Source organism: Martinezella tropici (assembly GCF_003287875.1).
In the GTDB taxonomy this organism is placed as follows: domain Bacteria; phylum Pseudomonadota; class Alphaproteobacteria; order Rhizobiales; family Rhizobiaceae; genus Rhizobium; species Rhizobium tropici_C.
In genome coordinates this window covers 97,716-114,877 of record NZ_QMKK01000061.1, presented here as the reverse complement: position 1 = coordinate 114,877, position 17,162 = coordinate 97,716, and the positions used below count along the sequence as shown (strand labels likewise).

Annotated in this window: 18 protein-coding genes; 6 read left to right on the top strand and 12 right to left on the bottom strand. The window is 58.8% G+C overall.

What is annotated here, in order from left to right; genetic code table 11:
• Positions 1-25: 25 nt before the first annotated feature.
• The 3 genes from DQ393_RS31530 to DQ393_RS31520 form a co-directional block, all read right to left on the bottom strand.
• On the bottom strand, positions 26-433 hold the full coding sequence (locus DQ393_RS31530; protein WP_112345609.1) for a hypothetical protein: 408 nt from the start codon (positions 431-433) through the stop codon (positions 26-28).
• A gap of 475 nt (positions 434-908) precedes the next feature.
• Positions 909-1,784, bottom strand: coding sequence for a hypothetical protein (locus DQ393_RS31525; RefSeq protein ID WP_112345608.1), 876 nt, complete (start codon positions 1,782-1,784; stop codon positions 909-911).
• A gap of 143 nt (positions 1,785-1,927) precedes the next feature.
• Positions 1,928-2,986 (bottom strand): helix-turn-helix domain-containing protein, encoded by a 1,059-nt coding sequence (locus DQ393_RS31520; protein ID WP_112345607.1) that lies wholly within the window; start codon positions 2,984-2,986, stop codon positions 1,928-1,930.
• Between the two features lie 158 nt (positions 2,987-3,144).
• Between DQ393_RS31520 and DQ393_RS31515 the strand changes: the two genes are divergently transcribed.
• The gene (locus DQ393_RS31515) at positions 3,145-4,200 is read left to right on the top strand and encodes a DUF1176 domain-containing protein (protein WP_112345606.1); all 1,056 of its coding nucleotides are present in this window, start codon (positions 3,145-3,147) and stop codon (positions 4,198-4,200) included.
• Positions 4,201-4,416: 216 nt separating this feature from the next.
• Positions 4,417-4,809: an Ivy family c-type lysozyme inhibitor gene (locus DQ393_RS31510; protein WP_112345605.1), complete on the top strand. Its 393-nt coding sequence runs from the start codon at positions 4,417-4,419 to the stop codon at positions 4,807-4,809.
• Positions 4,810-4,839: 30 nt separating this feature from the next.
• Here DQ393_RS31510 and DQ393_RS31505 read toward each other — a convergent pair whose 3' ends face one another.
• The gene (locus DQ393_RS31505; protein WP_112345604.1) at positions 4,840-5,727 is read right to left on the bottom strand and encodes a LysR family transcriptional regulator; all 888 of its coding nucleotides are present in this window, start codon (positions 5,725-5,727) and stop codon (positions 4,840-4,842) included.
• Between the two features lie 452 nt (positions 5,728-6,179).
• On the opposite strand from DQ393_RS31505, the gene DQ393_RS31495 reads away from it, so the two are divergent.
• On the top strand, positions 6,180-6,578 hold the full coding sequence (locus tag DQ393_RS31495) for a DUF1236 domain-containing protein (RefSeq protein ID WP_112345603.1): 399 nt from the start codon (positions 6,180-6,182) through the stop codon (positions 6,576-6,578).
• 291 nt (positions 6,579-6,869) lie between these two features.
• Here DQ393_RS31495 and DQ393_RS31485 read toward each other — a convergent pair whose 3' ends face one another.
• Positions 6,870-7,541, bottom strand: a complete 672-nt coding sequence (locus tag DQ393_RS31485; protein ID WP_112345602.1) for a hypothetical protein — start codon at positions 7,539-7,541, stop codon at positions 6,870-6,872.
• A 277-nt stretch (positions 7,542-7,818) separates the two neighbouring features.
• Between DQ393_RS31485 and DQ393_RS31480 the strand changes: the two genes are divergently transcribed.
• A complete protein-coding gene (locus tag DQ393_RS31480) occupies positions 7,819-9,252 on the top strand; it encodes a sensor histidine kinase (protein WP_112345601.1) in 1,434 nt (477 codons plus the stop codon).
• Positions 9,249-9,893, top strand: a complete 645-nt coding sequence (locus tag DQ393_RS31475) for a response regulator (RefSeq protein WP_112345600.1) — start codon at positions 9,249-9,251, stop codon at positions 9,891-9,893. The genes DQ393_RS31480 and DQ393_RS31475 overlap by 4 nt, the downstream gene beginning before the upstream one ends.
• Here the strand turns inward: DQ393_RS31475 and DQ393_RS33620 are convergent.
• Positions 9,887-10,384 (bottom strand): hypothetical protein, encoded by a 498-nt coding sequence (locus DQ393_RS33620; protein WP_112345599.1) that lies wholly within the window; start codon positions 10,382-10,384, stop codon positions 9,887-9,889. The two genes, DQ393_RS31475 and DQ393_RS33620, sit on opposite strands and share 7 nt — an antisense overlap.
• 408 nt (positions 10,385-10,792) lie before the next feature.
• On the opposite strand from DQ393_RS33620, the gene DQ393_RS31465 reads away from it, so the two are divergent.
• Positions 10,793-11,116, top strand: coding sequence for a hypothetical protein (locus DQ393_RS31465; protein WP_112345598.1), 324 nt, complete (start codon positions 10,793-10,795; stop codon positions 11,114-11,116).
• 36 nt (positions 11,117-11,152) lie between these two features.
• On the opposite strand, the gene DQ393_RS31460 is transcribed toward DQ393_RS31465, so the two are convergent.
• From DQ393_RS31460 to DQ393_RS31435, 6 genes are all read right to left on the bottom strand, one after another.
• The gene (locus DQ393_RS31460) at positions 11,153-12,352 is read right to left on the bottom strand and encodes an ABC transporter permease (protein WP_112345597.1); all 1,200 of its coding nucleotides are present in this window, start codon (positions 12,350-12,352) and stop codon (positions 11,153-11,155) included.
• Positions 12,353-12,356: 4 nt separating this feature from the next.
• A complete protein-coding gene (locus DQ393_RS31455; RefSeq protein ID WP_112345596.1) occupies positions 12,357-13,499 on the bottom strand; it encodes an ABC transporter permease in 1,143 nt (380 codons plus the stop codon).
• Complete coding sequence (locus tag DQ393_RS31450) at positions 13,496-14,206, bottom strand: ABC transporter ATP-binding protein (protein WP_112345595.1); 711 nt, start codon at positions 14,204-14,206, stop codon at positions 13,496-13,498. Before DQ393_RS31450 ends, DQ393_RS31455 begins: the two co-directional genes overlap by 4 nt.
• Positions 14,203-15,297: an efflux RND transporter periplasmic adaptor subunit gene (locus tag DQ393_RS31445; RefSeq protein ID WP_112345594.1), complete on the bottom strand. Its 1,095-nt coding sequence runs from the start codon at positions 15,295-15,297 to the stop codon at positions 14,203-14,205. Before DQ393_RS31445 ends, DQ393_RS31450 begins: the two co-directional genes overlap by 4 nt.
• Positions 15,298-15,382: 85 nt before the next feature.
• A complete protein-coding gene (locus tag DQ393_RS31440) occupies positions 15,383-16,402 on the bottom strand; it encodes a helix-turn-helix domain-containing protein (RefSeq protein ID WP_112345593.1) in 1,020 nt (339 codons plus the stop codon).
• Between the two features lie 295 nt (positions 16,403-16,697).
• Entirely contained in the window at positions 16,698-17,150 is a 453-nt protein-coding gene (locus DQ393_RS31435) for a VOC family protein (RefSeq protein WP_112345592.1), read from the bottom strand.
• Between the last annotated feature and the right edge of the window lie 12 nt (positions 17,151-17,162).

The window sequence follows — 17,162 nt, the reverse complement described above, 5'->3', positions numbered from 1 at the left end:
TTGCTTTTGGCGATGGCCGCAACGCTTATTCTGCCACGGCATTGACGACACGGCAGAGATTGTCGCTCATGCTGGGAGCCACCTGCCCCTGCGGCACCATGAAAACGGCATCGACACGGCTGCCCTTGCCACTCTTTCGGACGACGACGCGCAAGGTCTGAGGGCGGCCGGATCCGGTCGTTTCCTGTTGAGCTGTCAGCGTGCCGAGTTGTTTCTCGACATTCACGTCCACAAAACCTTCAGCCAGGACCGCCCTCGACACCTTATCGAAGGCGGCGGCAGGACCGACGGAGGGGAATTCCATCCAGGTCTTGTAGGTTACACCGGTGACGAGGGGGACGCCGCTGCTTTGGTAGTGCTGCGAACATACGCTGGCTGCTGCGGACGTGAATGAAAGTGCGACAAATGCAAAAGCGCAAATTATCTTACGCAAGGGAATTTCCTCTGTTGACGAATGACTGATGCATACTTCCGTGATTGCTCATGCCGTGGTCACGGCCAAGCTTTGCGACTGACTGTCCCTTGGTTTCCTGCAGCGTTGAAAGGAACTCGTTTCCTTCGCGCCAGGGATTGGGAGCATAACGGGTTTGACAGCTGCGACGATGAATAAAAGACGACCTCATGCGGACCCGCCTATTCGTATACCCCCGCACATAATTGTCACCTTTGAAAAGGAATTGCGGCCCCTGACCAATTTCCATTCCATTTCAGGAAGATAGCAGTAAAATTTTTCCGAGCAACGACAACAGCTCGTTCATCTTGTGCAGCTTCGTCCATAACAAGTGCACGCAGGTTCCAATCTTAGCACGACGATCTACGGTAATCTCCCCTCCCACGGAGGAGCACGAGGTCACCTCGAGCGAGGCCGATCGAGCTTGAATTCCGAGGAAGGCGCCGGCCCTCAGCCGCTACTGCGCCTTATGCCATTTCGAACGCTCGCAGGCCGTGTCATAATCCGAGACCGTCGGTGTGCCGTCTCCAAAGCTGCTCAGCTCCAGCTCCAAGTCACCCTTGCGGTAGTAGTAACTGCAATAGGCCAAACCCGTGCCGGCGCAATCGGTCGTCTCGACGATCCCCATCTTGCGAAGACTGTCGCCGAAAGCATCCGGGTAGGATGGCGGCGGGCTCTGAAATGGCTCCCATCCCTTGGCAATGATTGCCCGTCGGACTTCGGTGATGGGCTTGCCATAGATATTCGGCACCACCGCCTTGCCGTCGCAAACCTGCTCTTCAGACGCCAGCGGTTTCACCTCCACATCCTCACCTTTAAGCTTGATCTCGCCGATAGGCATCTGCACGAGATCACCGTCGAGAATGCGCAGATGGTCGTTGACCGTGGTAATCCTGCCGATCGTCAATTTGCTGTTCTTGTCGGCATAAATCAGAGCCAGCAGGTTCGAACCGTCAAAAAGCGCAATGTTGCCTTGGTCTATGGCGCAGGCAGAACCGGTCGCCTGATCGAACTCGGCCGCGAAGCTGACTGCCTCGTATGGGCCGAGTTTCGCCTCACCGGTCACCCCCCAGCCGAGATCGGAGGCAATCTTGGCGCCGGCGCTTTTCGTCTCGGGCAATACACCGCATGATGGCGCTCCGGAGGTGTCCGAGTCCGGTGCCTCGGGCAGTTTTGCGAGACGGGTGATCTTCAGGCCTGGCACGGCGGATTTCAGGGCAATCCGGTCTTTCCCGCTCGCCGGAGCGGCGAATGAACCCATCGAGGTCAGCAGGGCGAAGATCAGCAGAGCATAGACCGCCGGGAAAATGGAGAAACGTTTGAAGGCAAGCATGGGTGGAGGGTGCCGATCGGTGGAAAAACTCAGTGATGTCTAGTGAAAGGCCAAACATCCTTCAAGGCATGCTGACTAACGGCCGGTTTGCCCATGTCCATTTCGAGTGTACATTCGTACATCTTGTGCTCTCGCAGACGAACTTAGCGATCCGGCACGCCAAAGGGCAAGGTCCAGCCCAAGGGGCCGTTGACCGGCTTCTCGCGGGGGTGGAGGGCAATCGTTCCTGACACTGGATTCGATCGAGAGACGACCTCCAGTGTCTCACCCGGCGTATGGCCGAATTCAGCCTTGAAGAGACGATAAAAGTACTTCTCGTTCGAGAAACCATGTTTCCATGCAAGCTCCGCTATATGGAGTCTTGGCCCGCTCGGATTTGCCAGCATCTGATAGGCCCGGCGCAAACGCTTCCGCTGAATCTGCCGCATGATGCCCCCATTGCCCTCGAACAAATGGTAAAGCTTCGCCCGCGAGACCCCGATATCACGGCAAATCCGGTCCGGCGTCAGATCGGATTCGAGTAAATGGGCATCGAGATAGCGCAAGATGCGGCCAAGCAACAGCTCGCGTATCGGGCCGGCCGCCTCCTGCATCGCATCGGATGCGGACGAAACCGCGGCCATCAGGAGCTGCAGTGTCGATTGCACCACATAGGGGATTTCCTGCGGCCGCAAGCTGGTGAGATTGCGCAGCAGCGAAACGAGATGATCCGTCAGGAGTTGGGCGACGCCAGTTGAAAGCGTATGTCCATGCAGGAGCGCTGTTTGGCTCGGCAGCAGATCCCGCGGAACGGCAAGCGATATGGTACTGTCGGCCTCGACCAGGCAGTCGTTGACCTGGGCGGCATCGAGTATGAACAAGTCGCCGGCCGTCTTGATCGATGAGGCGTCGGTCGATCGATAGGTGAAGCGGCCACTCAGAATTGACGTAAATCGGTAAAAATCATACCCGTCGGTCCGGATGCGCCGCTCGGATCTGAGGACTTCGTAGGCGGCAGACCGGCCTTGGCGAAGCAGCCTTCTGCCGGACAGGATGAGCGGGCCAAGCGCGGCACCGGTCGCCTCCGCGTCGAAGAGGCCAGATTCAAAGTCCTGTAACCTGCAGTCGCAGTGATTGTCCTTTACCCAGAGATGAAACCGATCTTTCTCGGGGAAATTAACGGTCGAAAAATTGTAGACTAAATTGGACGATGTCTGCGCCATGAATGCAATCCCGGCCCCTTTTGGCCTGCAAGCATAGATAGGCGAACCATAGCTTGTGGCAATAGGCTGGTTGGACCGTATTGAGTGTTTATCAGAATTGCCTTTTCTAAATTAGAAAACACAACTTTATTCGAAGCGCGATCGATAAGGAAATCTGCATGAAGCATCTCTACAAGCGCCTCATCGCCCCCCTGCTGGTGAGCCTCGCGCTGGGCGGCACGGCGAACGCGGCGGATCCTTCCTATGATCGTTACAAGTCCTGGCTGATTGCATGCGACAATGGTTTGACCTGCGAAGCCAAGGGTTTCGAGAATGGCGTCATAAGCCGTCCCGACATGCACTTTCATCGCGCCGCTGGCCCTAATGCGCTCACCGAGGTGGCGATTGGAGTCCCGTTTCCGGTCGGCTTGAACGATTTTCGCGCCGATGGCGTATCCTTGCATTTTGGATCGGCATGGCAGCTCAGTCGCGATGAAAATCTCACAACGATCTCGACCAGCAATCCCCAAGCGGTCATGGAGCTGCTTTCGGCTTTACGCAATGCCGCCCAACTGGAAGTTGGGGCCGATAAAGCCGTGATCCCGCTCGATGGCATGGTCGCTGCTCTGTTGCATATGGACGATCGTCAAGGCCGCCTCGGCAATGTGACCGCTTTGATCAAGCGAGGCGCCGCTCCTGCATCAAGCGTGGCAGCCGCTCCTGCCTTGCCCATCGTCGCGCGTCGAAAGATTGATATCGCTTTATCCGATGTGGAAAAACAGCGGCTTATCCTGCAAGCAAGAAATTCCGGCAAGGCCGTGTTTAAGGCGGAAGAATGCGAGGGCACCGCATCAGGGGAAGATCTAATGGAGGAAGCTTACCCGCTCGACGCCGATCACGCCCTTGTATTCATTCCCTGCATCATGGGCGCTTATCAAGGATCGTCGCTGGCTTTCATCGTGCCACGGAACGGAAATGGTGCTCCCATTCCGTTTCAGCCGAAACTTCCTCTCGGCGGTGACGGAACCGAACTGAAAATACTGACGGAACCGGGCTTTGACATGAATACCGGATCATTGCAGATGGCAGGCAGGGGGCGCGCGGTCGGCGATTGTGGGCTTACCGCCGAATGGGTATGGGATGGCGCGCGGTTTCAGCTGGCGGCGGTATCCTATCAGGGGACCTGCGGCGGCAGTCAACTCGGAGATTGGCCGATTCTGTTTCGGACGAGGTGAAAGGTAATACTCTTCCCTCTGATCTGATGCCCTGCCCCGGTGAAAAGTCGCATGGTGCACGATTGTCCGAGATAGGTGTACCTGCGTTTGGATTTTGCGAACCGGCTGGAGGAAGATCACCGCAGGCGTTAGCTACGAGCTGCCGCTCGGGGGACGACCCATGCCAAACCGAGCCTTCGTGCGCTAGCACATTGCTGTTAAGAGCCTGAGGGATTTATGCGTAGGTTTATACTGTTGCTTGCACTTCTTGGCGTTGCAGATGCCGCCTATGGCAAGGACGTCTATCTCTATGACCTCCTGAAGGACCCGGTTCACGCCCAGTCATGGAAAACCATGCTGTCATCGGCAAAACAGGCGCCGGCCTGGGTCCGCGACGAGAATAGGTTTATTGCGGAACCAGTCAAAACCATATCCGCTGGCTCGACAGATTACTCGCTCAGCATCATCGCCGAACAGCATGCAACCAATGACGGCCAAGCGGCAATCCTCTTCACCATGGATGGGACGCAGGCATGGGCGGAAATCCAGGAAGAGGGAAGCCAAAAGCGCTATTTGGGCAACCCCTCGGCAGCGCAAAAGAATGCGCTCGACAAGGCTCTGGCGGAATAATCACGCCAAAGCACCCACGCGGCGCCACCCTCACTGCCGGAGGGCATCGATCACGATCCTGAAGGCGGGCGAATTCTGCCGCCGGCTCGGATAGCAAAGATAATAGCCGGGAAAGGCCGGCGACCAATCGTCCAGAACCTGAACCAAACGTCCCGATTCGATGGACGCTTGAACCAGATCTTCCGGCAGGTAAGCGATCCCGTATCCGCTCAGGGCTGCATCGATCATCGCGTAAGAGGTATTGAAGGTCAGCTGCCCATCCACGCGCACGCGTAATTCCCTGCCGCCTTTCTCGAACTCCCACGCATAAAGGCCACCCGATCGCGCCTGCCGATGATTGATGCAGATGTGGGAGACAAGCTCCCCTGGATCGTCAGGAACCCCACGCGTGGAAAGGTATTCCGGCGATGCGACGGCGACGAGACGCCAATCGGGACCGATCCTGACGGCGATCATGTCCCTGTCCAGGCTTTCGCCAAGCCGGACGCCTGCATCGAACCTTTCCTCCACGATGTTGCGAAAGCCGTTGTCGATGTTTAGGTCCAGCTTTACGTCCGGATATTCCTTCAAGACAGGACGCAGCTTCGGCCAGACGACGCTGTCGAGAGCATGGTCCGAGAGCGTCATGCGCACGGTGCCGGAAGGTTTATCCCGAAACGCCATGAGTTCGTCTATTTCGGTGTCGATCTCCGCAAGTCGTGGTGCGAGCGACCGGATAAGCCGCTCTCCCACGTCCGTGGGAACGACGCTGCGGGTCGTGCGCGTCAAAAGACGGAGTCCCATGCGAGCCTCCAGGCGCTTGACCGCATGGCTGATTGAGGATTGAGAAGTACCGAGTTTCGCCGCCGCCTTCGTAAAGCTCCGTTCCTCCGCGACCGCCAGGAACCACAGCATCTCGTTGAGGTCTTCGCGCTTCATCTCTTATCTCCGACTCGACAATCGATTAATATCAAAGATTGATAAGTCCGAACAAATTGCAATGACCAGCCATGGGAATGCGCAGTGTCTATCTTGCGGCCATGGCACAGCAATCACTCCCTGATCGCCTGTCGGATAGCATCGTGACGCTGGCGCCCAGTTACGCCGTCCTCATGGCCGGCCGTGCTCCGCTTGGTGCGGCAATCGGGGCCTCTGGTCGAGGTCGGCAGCCATTGTCATGCGTCTCATGCCATGAATGACAAGGAGCTCACCGCAATGGAGCTTCAAATGAGCGTGAATCCATTCTCTTGAGACTTTGGTCCGAACATCCTTGCGACCCACGTCCCAATCCAACCGACTGAAGCCTGAGAAAAGGAACCGATTGCAATCAGGCCCTGTTTTACCAACAGCTCCGTCAATGACGGACGAATAGCAGGTGAAAGGAGATTCTGATGAAAACCAAAGTACTTAGCATAGCGGCACTCTCGCTTGGCCTGGCCGCCGGATGTGCCTTCGCCCAGTCGTCGACCGTCACTGGCGCGGCAGGCGGCGCCGCAACCGGAGCCGTGGTCGGTGGACCTGTCGGAGCTGCCATAGGCGGCGTGGCTGGTGCCATCGTCGGCACGGCCATCGATCCGCCGCCGCAGAAGGTGGTTACCTATGTGCGCGAACAGCCCCTGCCCGATGACGGAGTGGTTGTCCGTGAGCGAGTGGTTGTCGGCCAACCATTGCCGGAAAGGGTCGTCATAAGAACCATTCCGACGAATCCGCGATATGCTTATGCTGTGGTCAACCACGAACGGGTGATCGTTGAACCATCATCGCGCAAGGTCATCCAGATCGTTGAGTGACCAGGCTGGAGAGCGGAAACACGCTCTCCAATCCTCCCTTTGTCGTTGCGCTACCCATCCGGTAGAAACGACTGGTCATGCATGATCATGACGTGAAGAGCAAATTGCCTATCGCCGGATCGAGCAGCGTCCGGGGCGGAAAGCTTCGACCCGGCGATAGAGCCGGCGGGCGGACCGGCTATGACGTGGCGTCAGCGGCGCGGAACCCTCAAAAGGTTAACCCCAGGAACCGCCGATGCCAGACGCGCGGCAATCGATATGCTTATCCTGCAAATCCGCTATGGCAGCGCCTCAGTCGTCGATCTCGGTATCGCTCTGAGACGCGGCGGTGGATTGCCTTTCCAGTGCGTCACGCACTTCTGCGATTTTTCCCGTATCCGTTCCGGCTCCGAGAATGCTCTTTGCCTCGGCAAACGTCTGGTCCGTCACTGGTTTGTTCGACAGCTGCGCCAGCGCCGAACGCAAGGCGCTGTCGCTGAGAGCGGGATCCGTCGGCACCGCCGTCGTTCCATATTGCATCTCGAACTCTGCATATGCCCTCACATAGGCTGAGAGCGCCGCCATCTTGGGGTCCTTCGAATTCAAGTAGGCGTGGTAATCTCTCTTGAGCGAACTCAGGCTGCCTTGGCCGGGCTTCGAGACATGTGTCTTTGCGCTTGCGCTATGGGACTTGGAGTGCTTGTCGGGGTGATGTGCCAACAAGGATGATGAAGTGCCAGAGGCCGTGGCCGTATTCGCGGAAGTGTCGCTGGCATCGTCGTCACCGGACTTTGCGTGGTCGGATTTTCCCTGGCCATGACTGCCGCCATTTCCATTGCCGTTACCGCCACCATTTCCATTGCCGCCGCCATTGCCGCCCTTGGCGAATGCCGTCTGTATGAAGCCGACGGCAGTTCCTCCCATGGGAGCGACCGCCAATACCAGGCCGAGGCTTGCGGTACCGATGATAGAACCGATTTTCATGCGCATTTCCTTCAAAAAAATCCGTTGTCCGGGACAGCGGACAGCAAAATCAATGCGCACTACAATATTGCTGAATTCCGAGGTTTCTACATTGGTGGGACTTATGCCTTGGGCATTAGGACCATGGTCCGATTGATCCCGCCCGATGGTCCCTTAGATTGCATGGGCCGGATAGCGCTACCATCTTCAGATGACGACCCGGCCGGTGCGGACGGGCAACGGTTGACACTCGATCCAGCTGGGATAGCTATAAGGGGTTGGGAGATCAGTGCTGACTATGCCGGTTCTGCGAGCAAATCGTACACACAAGCTATCTCTGGCAGGTCTGATCGAACGCTGGAACTCTCAATCCTTGGCAAGACAGTTCCTGCTTGCCGGCGGCTTCGTCGCGATCTGTGCCATGCTCGTCATCGGCTCCTTCGTTGCGGGCCTGATCGAAAACGCGGTAACGCGCAATTCAGCGGCGACGACAGCCCTTTACGTCGACAGCGTCATCGCCCCGCTTCTGCCCGATATGCAAACCACGCAGGTTCTCGATGATACGGTAACGCGGGCCCTTGACGAGACACTCGGCCAGGGGGCGCTCGGGACACGGCTGTTTTCATTCCGGCTGTGGCGCAGCGACGGGACGATCCTTTATTCCAATGACAAAAATCTTTCCGGCAAGCAGTTTCCGCTCTCGGATAGTCTCAACACCGCTTTCTCCGGCCAAATGGTCGCCAAGTTCAATCGGCTCGACGATGTGGAAAGCGTTGCCGAGCGCAATAGCGGCAAACCGCTGCTGGAAATCTACAATCCGGTGCTGCAGCCCTGGTCGGGCAAGGTCGTCGCCGTTTCCGAGTTTTACGAAGTCGCCTACGACTTCGAGGGGAGCCTGACACAAGCGCGGCTGTTGAGCTGGCTTGTGGTCGCCTTGTTCACACTGACATTCTTCGCGCTTCTCTCGATCATCGTTCTGCGCGGCAGCCGCACCATCGACAATCAGCGCAAGGCGCTCAATGGCCGTATCGGAGAACTGTCGACGCTTCTTCGACAGAACGAGGCATTGCGCGCGCGCGTTCAACGGGCGACACAGCGCTCGGCCGCGCTCAACGAGAGCTATTTGCGCCGCATCGGCGCCGACCTGCATGACGGTCCTGCCCAGTTGGTCGCCTATGCCTCTCTGCGCCTGGATAGCCAGACCCTGACAAATCCCGCCACTGCGCCGGACGAACGCGAGGCGTCGCTGCGCACCATCAAAGCCAGCCTCGACGATGCGATGGCGGAGATCCGAGGCATCTGCGGCGGGTTGATGCTGCCACACATCGAAACGGATAATCTGCCCGGATTATTGGGGCGCGCAATCCGCGCCCATGAGCGGCGCACCGGCGTTACCGTCGCGCTCTCCGTCGGCGCGATACCGGCGGACCTTTCCACCTCGGCGAAGATCTGCATCTATCGCTTTGTACAAGAAGCCTTGAACAACGGCTATCGCCATGCCGGCGGGATCGGACAAAAGGTCGTGCAATCCCTGGAAGACGGCCAGATCGTGATCGAGGTCGCCGATGAAGGGCCGGGATTTGATCCGAAAGATGTCGGCCCGCAAAAACTCGGCCTCGCCGGCCTCAGGGACCGGGTCGAGAGCCTTGGCGGCACGTTTCAGCTTTTATCGTCGAACCGTGGAACAACCGTTCGAATGTCTTTGAACATCGAGGAAATGGAACAGGCATGACAGCTCCGATCAGCTTGGCAGTCATCGATGACCACCCGCTTTTCAGGGAAGGTGTTATCCGAAGTCTGACTGAAATGGATGGATTTAGCGTCGTCGGCGAAGGAAGCAGCCGAGAGGACGCGTTGCGGATTGCGGCGGAGTGCCGGCCGGACATCCTGCTGCTCGACATCTCCATGCCGGGAGGAGGGCTGGACGCCATTCCTCTCATACTCGCCCAGATACCGAACCAGAAGATCGTGATGCTGACGGTCTCCGAGGCAAGCGACGACGTGATGGCGGCGCTCAAGAGCGGTGCGAAAGGCTATGTGCTGAAGGGCGTTGGATCCAGGATGCTAGCCGATATCATTCGCAGCATCGCCGCCGGCGACAGCTATGTCGCACCGACGCTATCGGCTCGCCTGATTTCGGAAACCGGATCGAGCGCTCAAATAAATCCCTTCAACACGCTGACGGATCGGGAACGGGAGGTGCTGGAATTGGCCTCAGCCGGATTGAGCAACAAACATATCGGCCTGAAGCTCGATCTGCACGAGAAAACCATCAAGCATCACATGACCCAGATCTTCACCAAGCTTGAGGTGAGCAATAGAACGGAAGCGGCGATGGCGTTCCGGGACGAGCTTGAAAGGCGCCGTCAGTGAAGGAAGGACTTGAGCCGCTGCTCATCGGCGATCGTGGCATTGCGGTTGACGATTGTGCGGCCCTTTGAATCCTGCATCACATAACGTCCACTCTGTATCTTTTCGCTCATGCCATCCTTGTGGCGAACGGTAATCGCGCCGTTGCCCGTGTCGGTGGACTGCTCGGCATCGACCTGGCTTTGCGTCGCGCTCTTGGCACTGGATGACTGGCCCTTGTCATTTCCTTTCCCATTGCCATTGCCGTTACCGCCGCCGTTACCTCCATTGCCGCTGTTGCCGCCGCCGTTTCCATTACCTCCGCCGTTTCCGTTACCTCCGCCATTGCCTCCACCATTGCCACCGCCATTGCCGTTCCCGCCCTTGGCCTCCGCCATCTGCTGCGCAAATATCGCCGAACCGCCATGGATTTTGACGGTGTAAGGGAGCGCGGCGCTGACGAAAGTCAGCAACAAGCATGGCAAGGCAGCAATAAGCTTTCGACGCAATGACACCAGTAGCCTCCTGAGGCTTGAAGTCGTTCAAGCGACGGGCGGCCATCGTCCCCTGGCGCGAAAGCGCCGCCCTCTATCGCCGATTGGCAAGTTCCGATCTCCATATCAGATCGTCGCAACACCGCGAGCGGTCAAGTTCTATCACGCGGGACAAAGCCCGGCTTGGACTTCAGCAATCGCGTCAGGGACCTTTTGCCGACGTGGGATCAGACCAACGTCGGAGAAGAAGACCGACCGAAGCCCAATTGTGTGGTTGCATTATTGAAAGCAATTTTCCCCGGCCGATATGACTGCGCTCGCCGGGACTCTATCGACGCGGATGCGGTGGTCGGGACCCAATAACGTCTCTTAAAAATTGGCACACGCGATGCGGCAGCACCTACGCGAACGGTCCGATGGGGGAGTATTATGACCCAGCAATGGAGGATATTTCTGGCCCGTTTAACCCCGCCAGGCGCAATATTGGATTTCTCGGCCGCCGAATTTGCCATCGAGGTTGCCGTCAATCTTCGTTATTGCCTGAAACTCGTCCAACCGACGCCGGAATGCATTGATCTGGCCGAGCTCGTGCTGCTGCGCGCGCAGAGGTATGGCGAGGCCAGAATAGGAGATAAATCGCTGTTGTTCGCGGAGGCGGAAGATGCCCTTGCCCAGGCAACAAGGCTGCTCGAGATCGAACTCGAATATTGCTCGACACGGAGCATGAAAAGCAGTTGCGATCAAGCCGCCTGAGATTTTCGTCAAACCATGCCATGTCGCGCCAAGACCCTATCCGCGTGATCGCAAGGCTGCAGTCAAAGGAAGCCTGCTTGCAACGGTTGCCGGCAAGGCGCCGCCCAGAATGCCGATCGCAAGTCCGAGCAGACCGGCCGTCGCCATGACATCGCCGGTCACGGAGAGCTGGAACGCCATACGCGCGCCATTCGTCCCAACCGTACTTGCCTGCCAGCCATTGAAGGCCAGCCACGAAGCCAGCAGTCCGACCGCCACACCAAGGGCGGCAAGCATGACTGCCTCCATCCATGTGCCGAGAAACGCGGATATCCGGCTGAAGCCGAGCGCTCGAACCGTGGCGATCTCGACGGTACGGTCCGACACGGAATTCATCATCGTATTGAGCGCACCGGCGGTCGCTCCAACGGCCATCAACAGCGCAAGCGGCCAGCCGAACAGCCGGATGAGACTGGCCGTGCGGGCCGATTGCGCCGTATAGAGGTCGGCTTCGACAACAGCGCGAAGCGGCGTGGTCCTGATCGTGTCGAGCTTGGCCTGAAGTCGTGGCAACAAGGCGGGATTGGACAGCCGCAAGCGCAGGCTCTGGACCTGCCCCTGCCGGTCGAAGGCCGATCGAACCGCGTCGAGGTCGGCCCAGATCTCGGACTCGAAGGCACTGCCTCGCGCCGAGAACAAGCCGACCACCGTCCAGCCGACCGTGCCGAGCCGCAAGGTACTGCCGATCGATATTCCGAACTGCTGCGCGAGACGGTCCCCGACGACGATCTCGCGCGAGCCGGGTGTGAACAGGCGGCCGGCCGACAAGGCGATATGGTCACGGATGGAGGGACCGGACTGATCCATGCCGCGAAGAGCGAAGGTCCGGCCCTCTTCCGACCTGTTCGATTTGGTATCGACGGCAACGACGATTTCACGCGAGAAAATCGGCATGCCGTTGGCGTCTCGCGCCACGCCGATATCGTCGTTCATTGCGCCCAGGGTGCAAATGACCGAGGCGGGTACATCGGAGCCGGTCTCCTGGTTGGTGCCGCCACCCAGGACGACCGCAACGGAGGCGGAGCCGGCACTTTGCAGGGCCGTCTCGAAACCTCTTGCCATGGCCAGGAAGCCCGCGAGAACGCAGACGACGAGCGCCACGGAAAGAACCATCGAGGCGGAAATGGAGATGCGTCGCGGCAGGCTGAACAGATTTGCCCTGATCATGACGAATGCTTGCCTGGCATTGGAGGACATGTATCTACCTCGTTCTGAATGCGGAAATGATCGGGATCCTGAGCGCGTTGAGCGCCGGAAGGGCACCGGTTACGAGCGCAAGCAGGGTGACGATCGCCAGGGCTCTTGCAAAAATCGCATGGGAAAAGACGAGGCCGATCGCAGGTCCCGTGATGACCGTTGCAAGCAGTGCAAATAGCAGGCCGATGGTGCCGCCGACCACGAATATGAAGAATGTTTCACCGAGGATCAGCGCCATGATCCAGGAGCCGGAAAAGCCCAGGGTTTTCAAAACGCCGATCTCGAAGGTGCGCTCGCGAATGGCAAAGACCATGGTGTTGCCGACGATCATCAGCAGTGTGACGAATGCCGCCCCGACGACCATGTTCACGATCAATCCGATATCGGCATATTGGCGCAGAAAGGCCTCGAGGAACTGCTTTTCCGACCTGGTCTGTGTCGGCGCCGCCGAATTGGCGAACAGCTGATCGATCCCGGAGGCGAGCTCTGCGGCCGATACACCCGGCTGCGGTCGGATGATGAAGGCGTCGACCGTGTCCTTGTTGCGGGCTCTGAGCGCATTGACATAGTCGTATTGGGCAACGACGAAATAGGTGTCGGTCGAGGCGTTCTCGCCATTGAAGATACCGGCGATTTCAAAGGACCAGTCACGGCTGCCATCCTGCTTTGCCATGTCGAAGCTGGTGACAGTGATCTTCTGGCCGACGGTCCAGCCTTGCGCCTCGGCAAGCGCCCGGCCGACGAGGACGGTGCTGCGGTCCCTGGCGAGCACGCTGATCAGATCCGGCGTTAGCCCGAGCTCCTTGCCGTTCGAACTGTAAAGCCGCGCGGGATTGGCGGCACTCACAGCGATGATGTTCTTTTCGACCGTCGCAAAGCCACGCAAACGCGACATATAGCCGACGGCGGCTACACCTAGCTCGGCGCCGATCCGGTTCAGGTAGGAAATCGGCAGCGGCTGGGCGCGGCCAGCCGCGCTCATGACCCCGAGGATGTCGTCGCTCGCCGCCGACGAGCCCTGGCTACCGTCGATGAAGCTCGTCGTCAGGCCGTAGATGAGAAAGGCGGTGGCGACACTTATCATCAGCAATATCGTGCGCAAAGGCTTTCGCCAGGCGCTCTTTTGCACGAGATCGAGGAATGTCATGCGTCGGCCCTCCGCTCTTCGACGAACCTGCCCTTGTCGAGATGAAGCGTTCGGCCGGCATAACTTGCGGCCTGCGGGTCGTGGGTCACCATGATGATGGTCTTGCCGAGCTCGCGGTTCAGAAAGCGCAGCATTTCCAGCACCTCGTCCGCCGACCGGCGGTCGAGGTCGCCCGTGGGCTCGTCGCAGAGCAGCAATGCCGGGTCCGCGACGATGGCGCGCGCGATGCCGACACGCTGCTGCTGGCCGCCCGACATCAGCTTCGGATACTGCTTCTGGCGACCCGAAAGTCCCACCAGATCCAGGACCTTGTCGACGCGGACCCGGCGCTCCCTTGATGAGAGCGGCTTCAAGAGAAGCGGCAGTTCGATGTTCTCGGCCGCGTTCAGCATCGGCAGGAGATTATAGAACTGGAAAACGATCCCCATGTTATGGGCGCGCCAGGACGAACGGGCTGCCTCTCCCATTTGGTCGAGATTGCTGACCCCGATGCGCAGGCGGCCCTGATCCGGCCTGTCTATGCCCGACAGCATGTTAAGCAGCGTCGATTTCCCGGATCCGGAAGGCCCCATGATCGCGACGAATTCGCCTTGTGCTATCTCAAGATTGAGATCGGCAAAAATCGGGATGGTCTCGGTCCCGATCCTGTATCCCTTCTTGACATTGTTGAGCACGATATACGGCTCGTTGCTTGTCGAAGCAGTCATCGAGAAGTGTCTCCTGGCTGTTGTGCTGGAATGGTCGAAATTCGAATGCGGGCGGCCATGTTGGGCATGGTGCCGTCAGGTGGATCGAGGAGCGCCAGGCGCAGCGTGATCGTGCCCTTTTCCGCCGAAGCGATCGGCCAAACCTGCAGGATCTCGATCATGAAGGGCTTATCCGGAAAGCCGTCGAGGACGGCCTCGCCGCGAAGGCCCGGACGAAGCTCGCCGATATTGGTTTCGGCGACGTCGGCGTCGATCACCATGCTTTTGGTATCGGTAATCGTCAGCAGGCTTTCATTTTCCTTGAGACCGTCCACCCGGGCCAGAACCCGGCCACCGACACGGGCGTCGAGCCGCGTCACCGTACCCGAAATCGGGGCTCTAACGGTCAACGCGTCGACATGCTCCTGCGCGATCTTCACGCCGAGTTGCGTTCTGGCATAAGCTTGGCGCGCCTGATCGACTGCATTCAACGCCGCATCCCTTGCGGTTTGCGCCTCCTCAACGGTCTGGACGGAGACAGCGTTCTTTGCTGAAAGCGCCGCATTGCGCTGCAGCGAGCTCTCGGCCTGCTTGAGCGCTAGGATCTTGCCGTCAAGGACAAGCTTGGCGGCATCGCGATCAGCCCTCGCTTGCTCGAGTGAGAAGTCAGCGCTGATATCGCCGATCCCAACGAGAACCTGCCCGGCTTCGACGCGATCGCCGACGCGCACACCCACCGATGCGATCTCTCCCTCGTATTTGGAAAAGACCGTCACGATACGCGGCGCGACGACAAACCCGGACCCGGTTATCTCCGGCGCGGATGCCGGTCTCAGCGAATTGGCTGAAGGGATGGGCGAGCCAATACCGGACGCCGCCTGGGTGGTTGGCGTCGTGATCGCCGGCGGCGGCTGGAGGGCGGTTTTGAGGCGTGGCGCGATATCCGGCCAGAAGAATGCGACCGCACCGACGCCAAGGGCGAGCAGAACACTCGAGAGGAAAAGTCGCCGGCTTTTCCTGACCGGCGGCTCCGCTGTTTGGAACGAAGGCTCAAGGGATAATGACCTGAGCGTTTCGGCGAGTTTGCAATTTTGTTCGGTGTTCGTGTTCATGCCGCCAGCATGAACGAGACGCCCGAAAACTCGACCTCAAACGCGTTCCAGATCGTACTCGATCGCGATCTGGTACTTTTTCCCCCTAGGCGGCGGCCAGGGTCTTCTTCCGCCACTCCAGAGGCGTGACCTCGGTCACGCGCCGAAACTCGCGATTGAAATTGGACTTCGTCTGAAACCCGACTGCATACATGATCTCGATGACCGACTTCTCGGTTTCGGTCAGCAGCTTGCAGGCGGCGGCGATACGAAACTCGTTGACATATTGCGAGACGTTTTTCCCCGTGGCCCGATTGATCGCTTCGGAAATCTGACGCGCCGAGAGGCCGGCCTTGCGCGCCAGTCTGTTCAAGGTCAGATCGTGATCCTCGTAGAGCCGCCTCTCCGACATCAGCGCTTGAACGGCAGCCATCGTCTCGATATCGCCCGCATCCGCTTTTGAAGCTTCGGCGATCTCAGGCGCTTCCTTTGCCGCGCCGCTGCGGCTGGCAGCCGCGGCCGCGGCCGACAAGATGATGAGCGCCACCAGGTTCCCACCGACAATGAGGGCCGGCGTGTACTGACCATGCGCCCACATAAAATCGAGGGCCACGACCGTATCAAGCGCCGCAGAAAGAAGCAGCGAAGCGGCCGCCAACAGGATCGCATGATAGGCAGGCCTGGCTTCGTCGAGCGCGGCAAGGCGAAGGGCGTCCATTCCCGGTCGCATCAGGCGCAATATGGCGATCGCATAACCGATAAAGGTAAGAACGAGGACGATATCGATCGCGTCGCGCCAGACGATCATCGATATCAGAACAAGAACCGCGGGCAGACAATGGATGCCGATGCGCAGGAAAGGCGGTCTCACGCTCTTCTTGACCAGCTGAAACACGCCCGCATAGACCAGCGGCGGCATGGTGGCCGCAACCAAAGGGGCCGCATACATGACGGCCTGGATCCCGTACCCCCATCGCAAACCGGACAACACGGACTGAAAAGCACTGACCAGGATAAGGGTCAGAAAGGGCAGATTGGCCGGCCGTTCGTCATCCCGCCCGGCCACCATGGCAAACAACACGAGCAGCACGATGGCGACCGCGAAAGGAAATGGAATAAAAAGCATGACGGTCACCCTCGGCAGCTCGAAAGCAATAGAATGAAATCATGTCAGCAACTGCCGCCTCGCACGACCTCGATCGCGTTTCAGTACCGTGTCATTGCCATAGATTGACGCCCGCTGCCGGTCAAGCGCGGGCGCCCCGTATACCAAACTCGGGGCTATCGGAGAATTCTCGCGAGCGCGGCTAGCGTCCAGGGCAGCCATTGCTCCAGACGCTCAGTTGGGAGTTTGGTTTTCTGATCCTCACGGAAACCTCGGTCTACTTGGAACCGCATGGCGCGGCGCAGTGGAGATGCCGCTATGCGTAATAGGCGCGCTCGAGGTCCGCGATGACGATCTTTTTCATTTTGTACATGGCCTGCAGCACGCGCGTCGCCTTGCTTCTGTCGGCATCGGCGATCATTTCCAGAAGGATCGTCGGCGTGACCTGCCAATAGACGCCGAATTTGTCGGTTAGCCATCCGCACGGCTTTTCCTCGCCGCCGCCGGCCGTAAGCGCATTCCAATAATAGTCAGTTTCCGCCTGGTCGGCCGTTTCGATCTGGAAGGAGAATGCTTCATTGTAGGGTACGTGAGAATTGGCATTGAGGGCAGCGATTGGCAGTCCGGCCAATTCAAACCGAACCCTCGACAATTCAGGATCCGGAAGGTCGATTCGCCCCTGGAGTTTCGAGTCCCTGAACACCGACATGTAAAACGCCATGGCCTCTTCGGCCTGCGCCTTGAACCAGAGATGGGGATAGATTTTCATGGCAACGCTCCC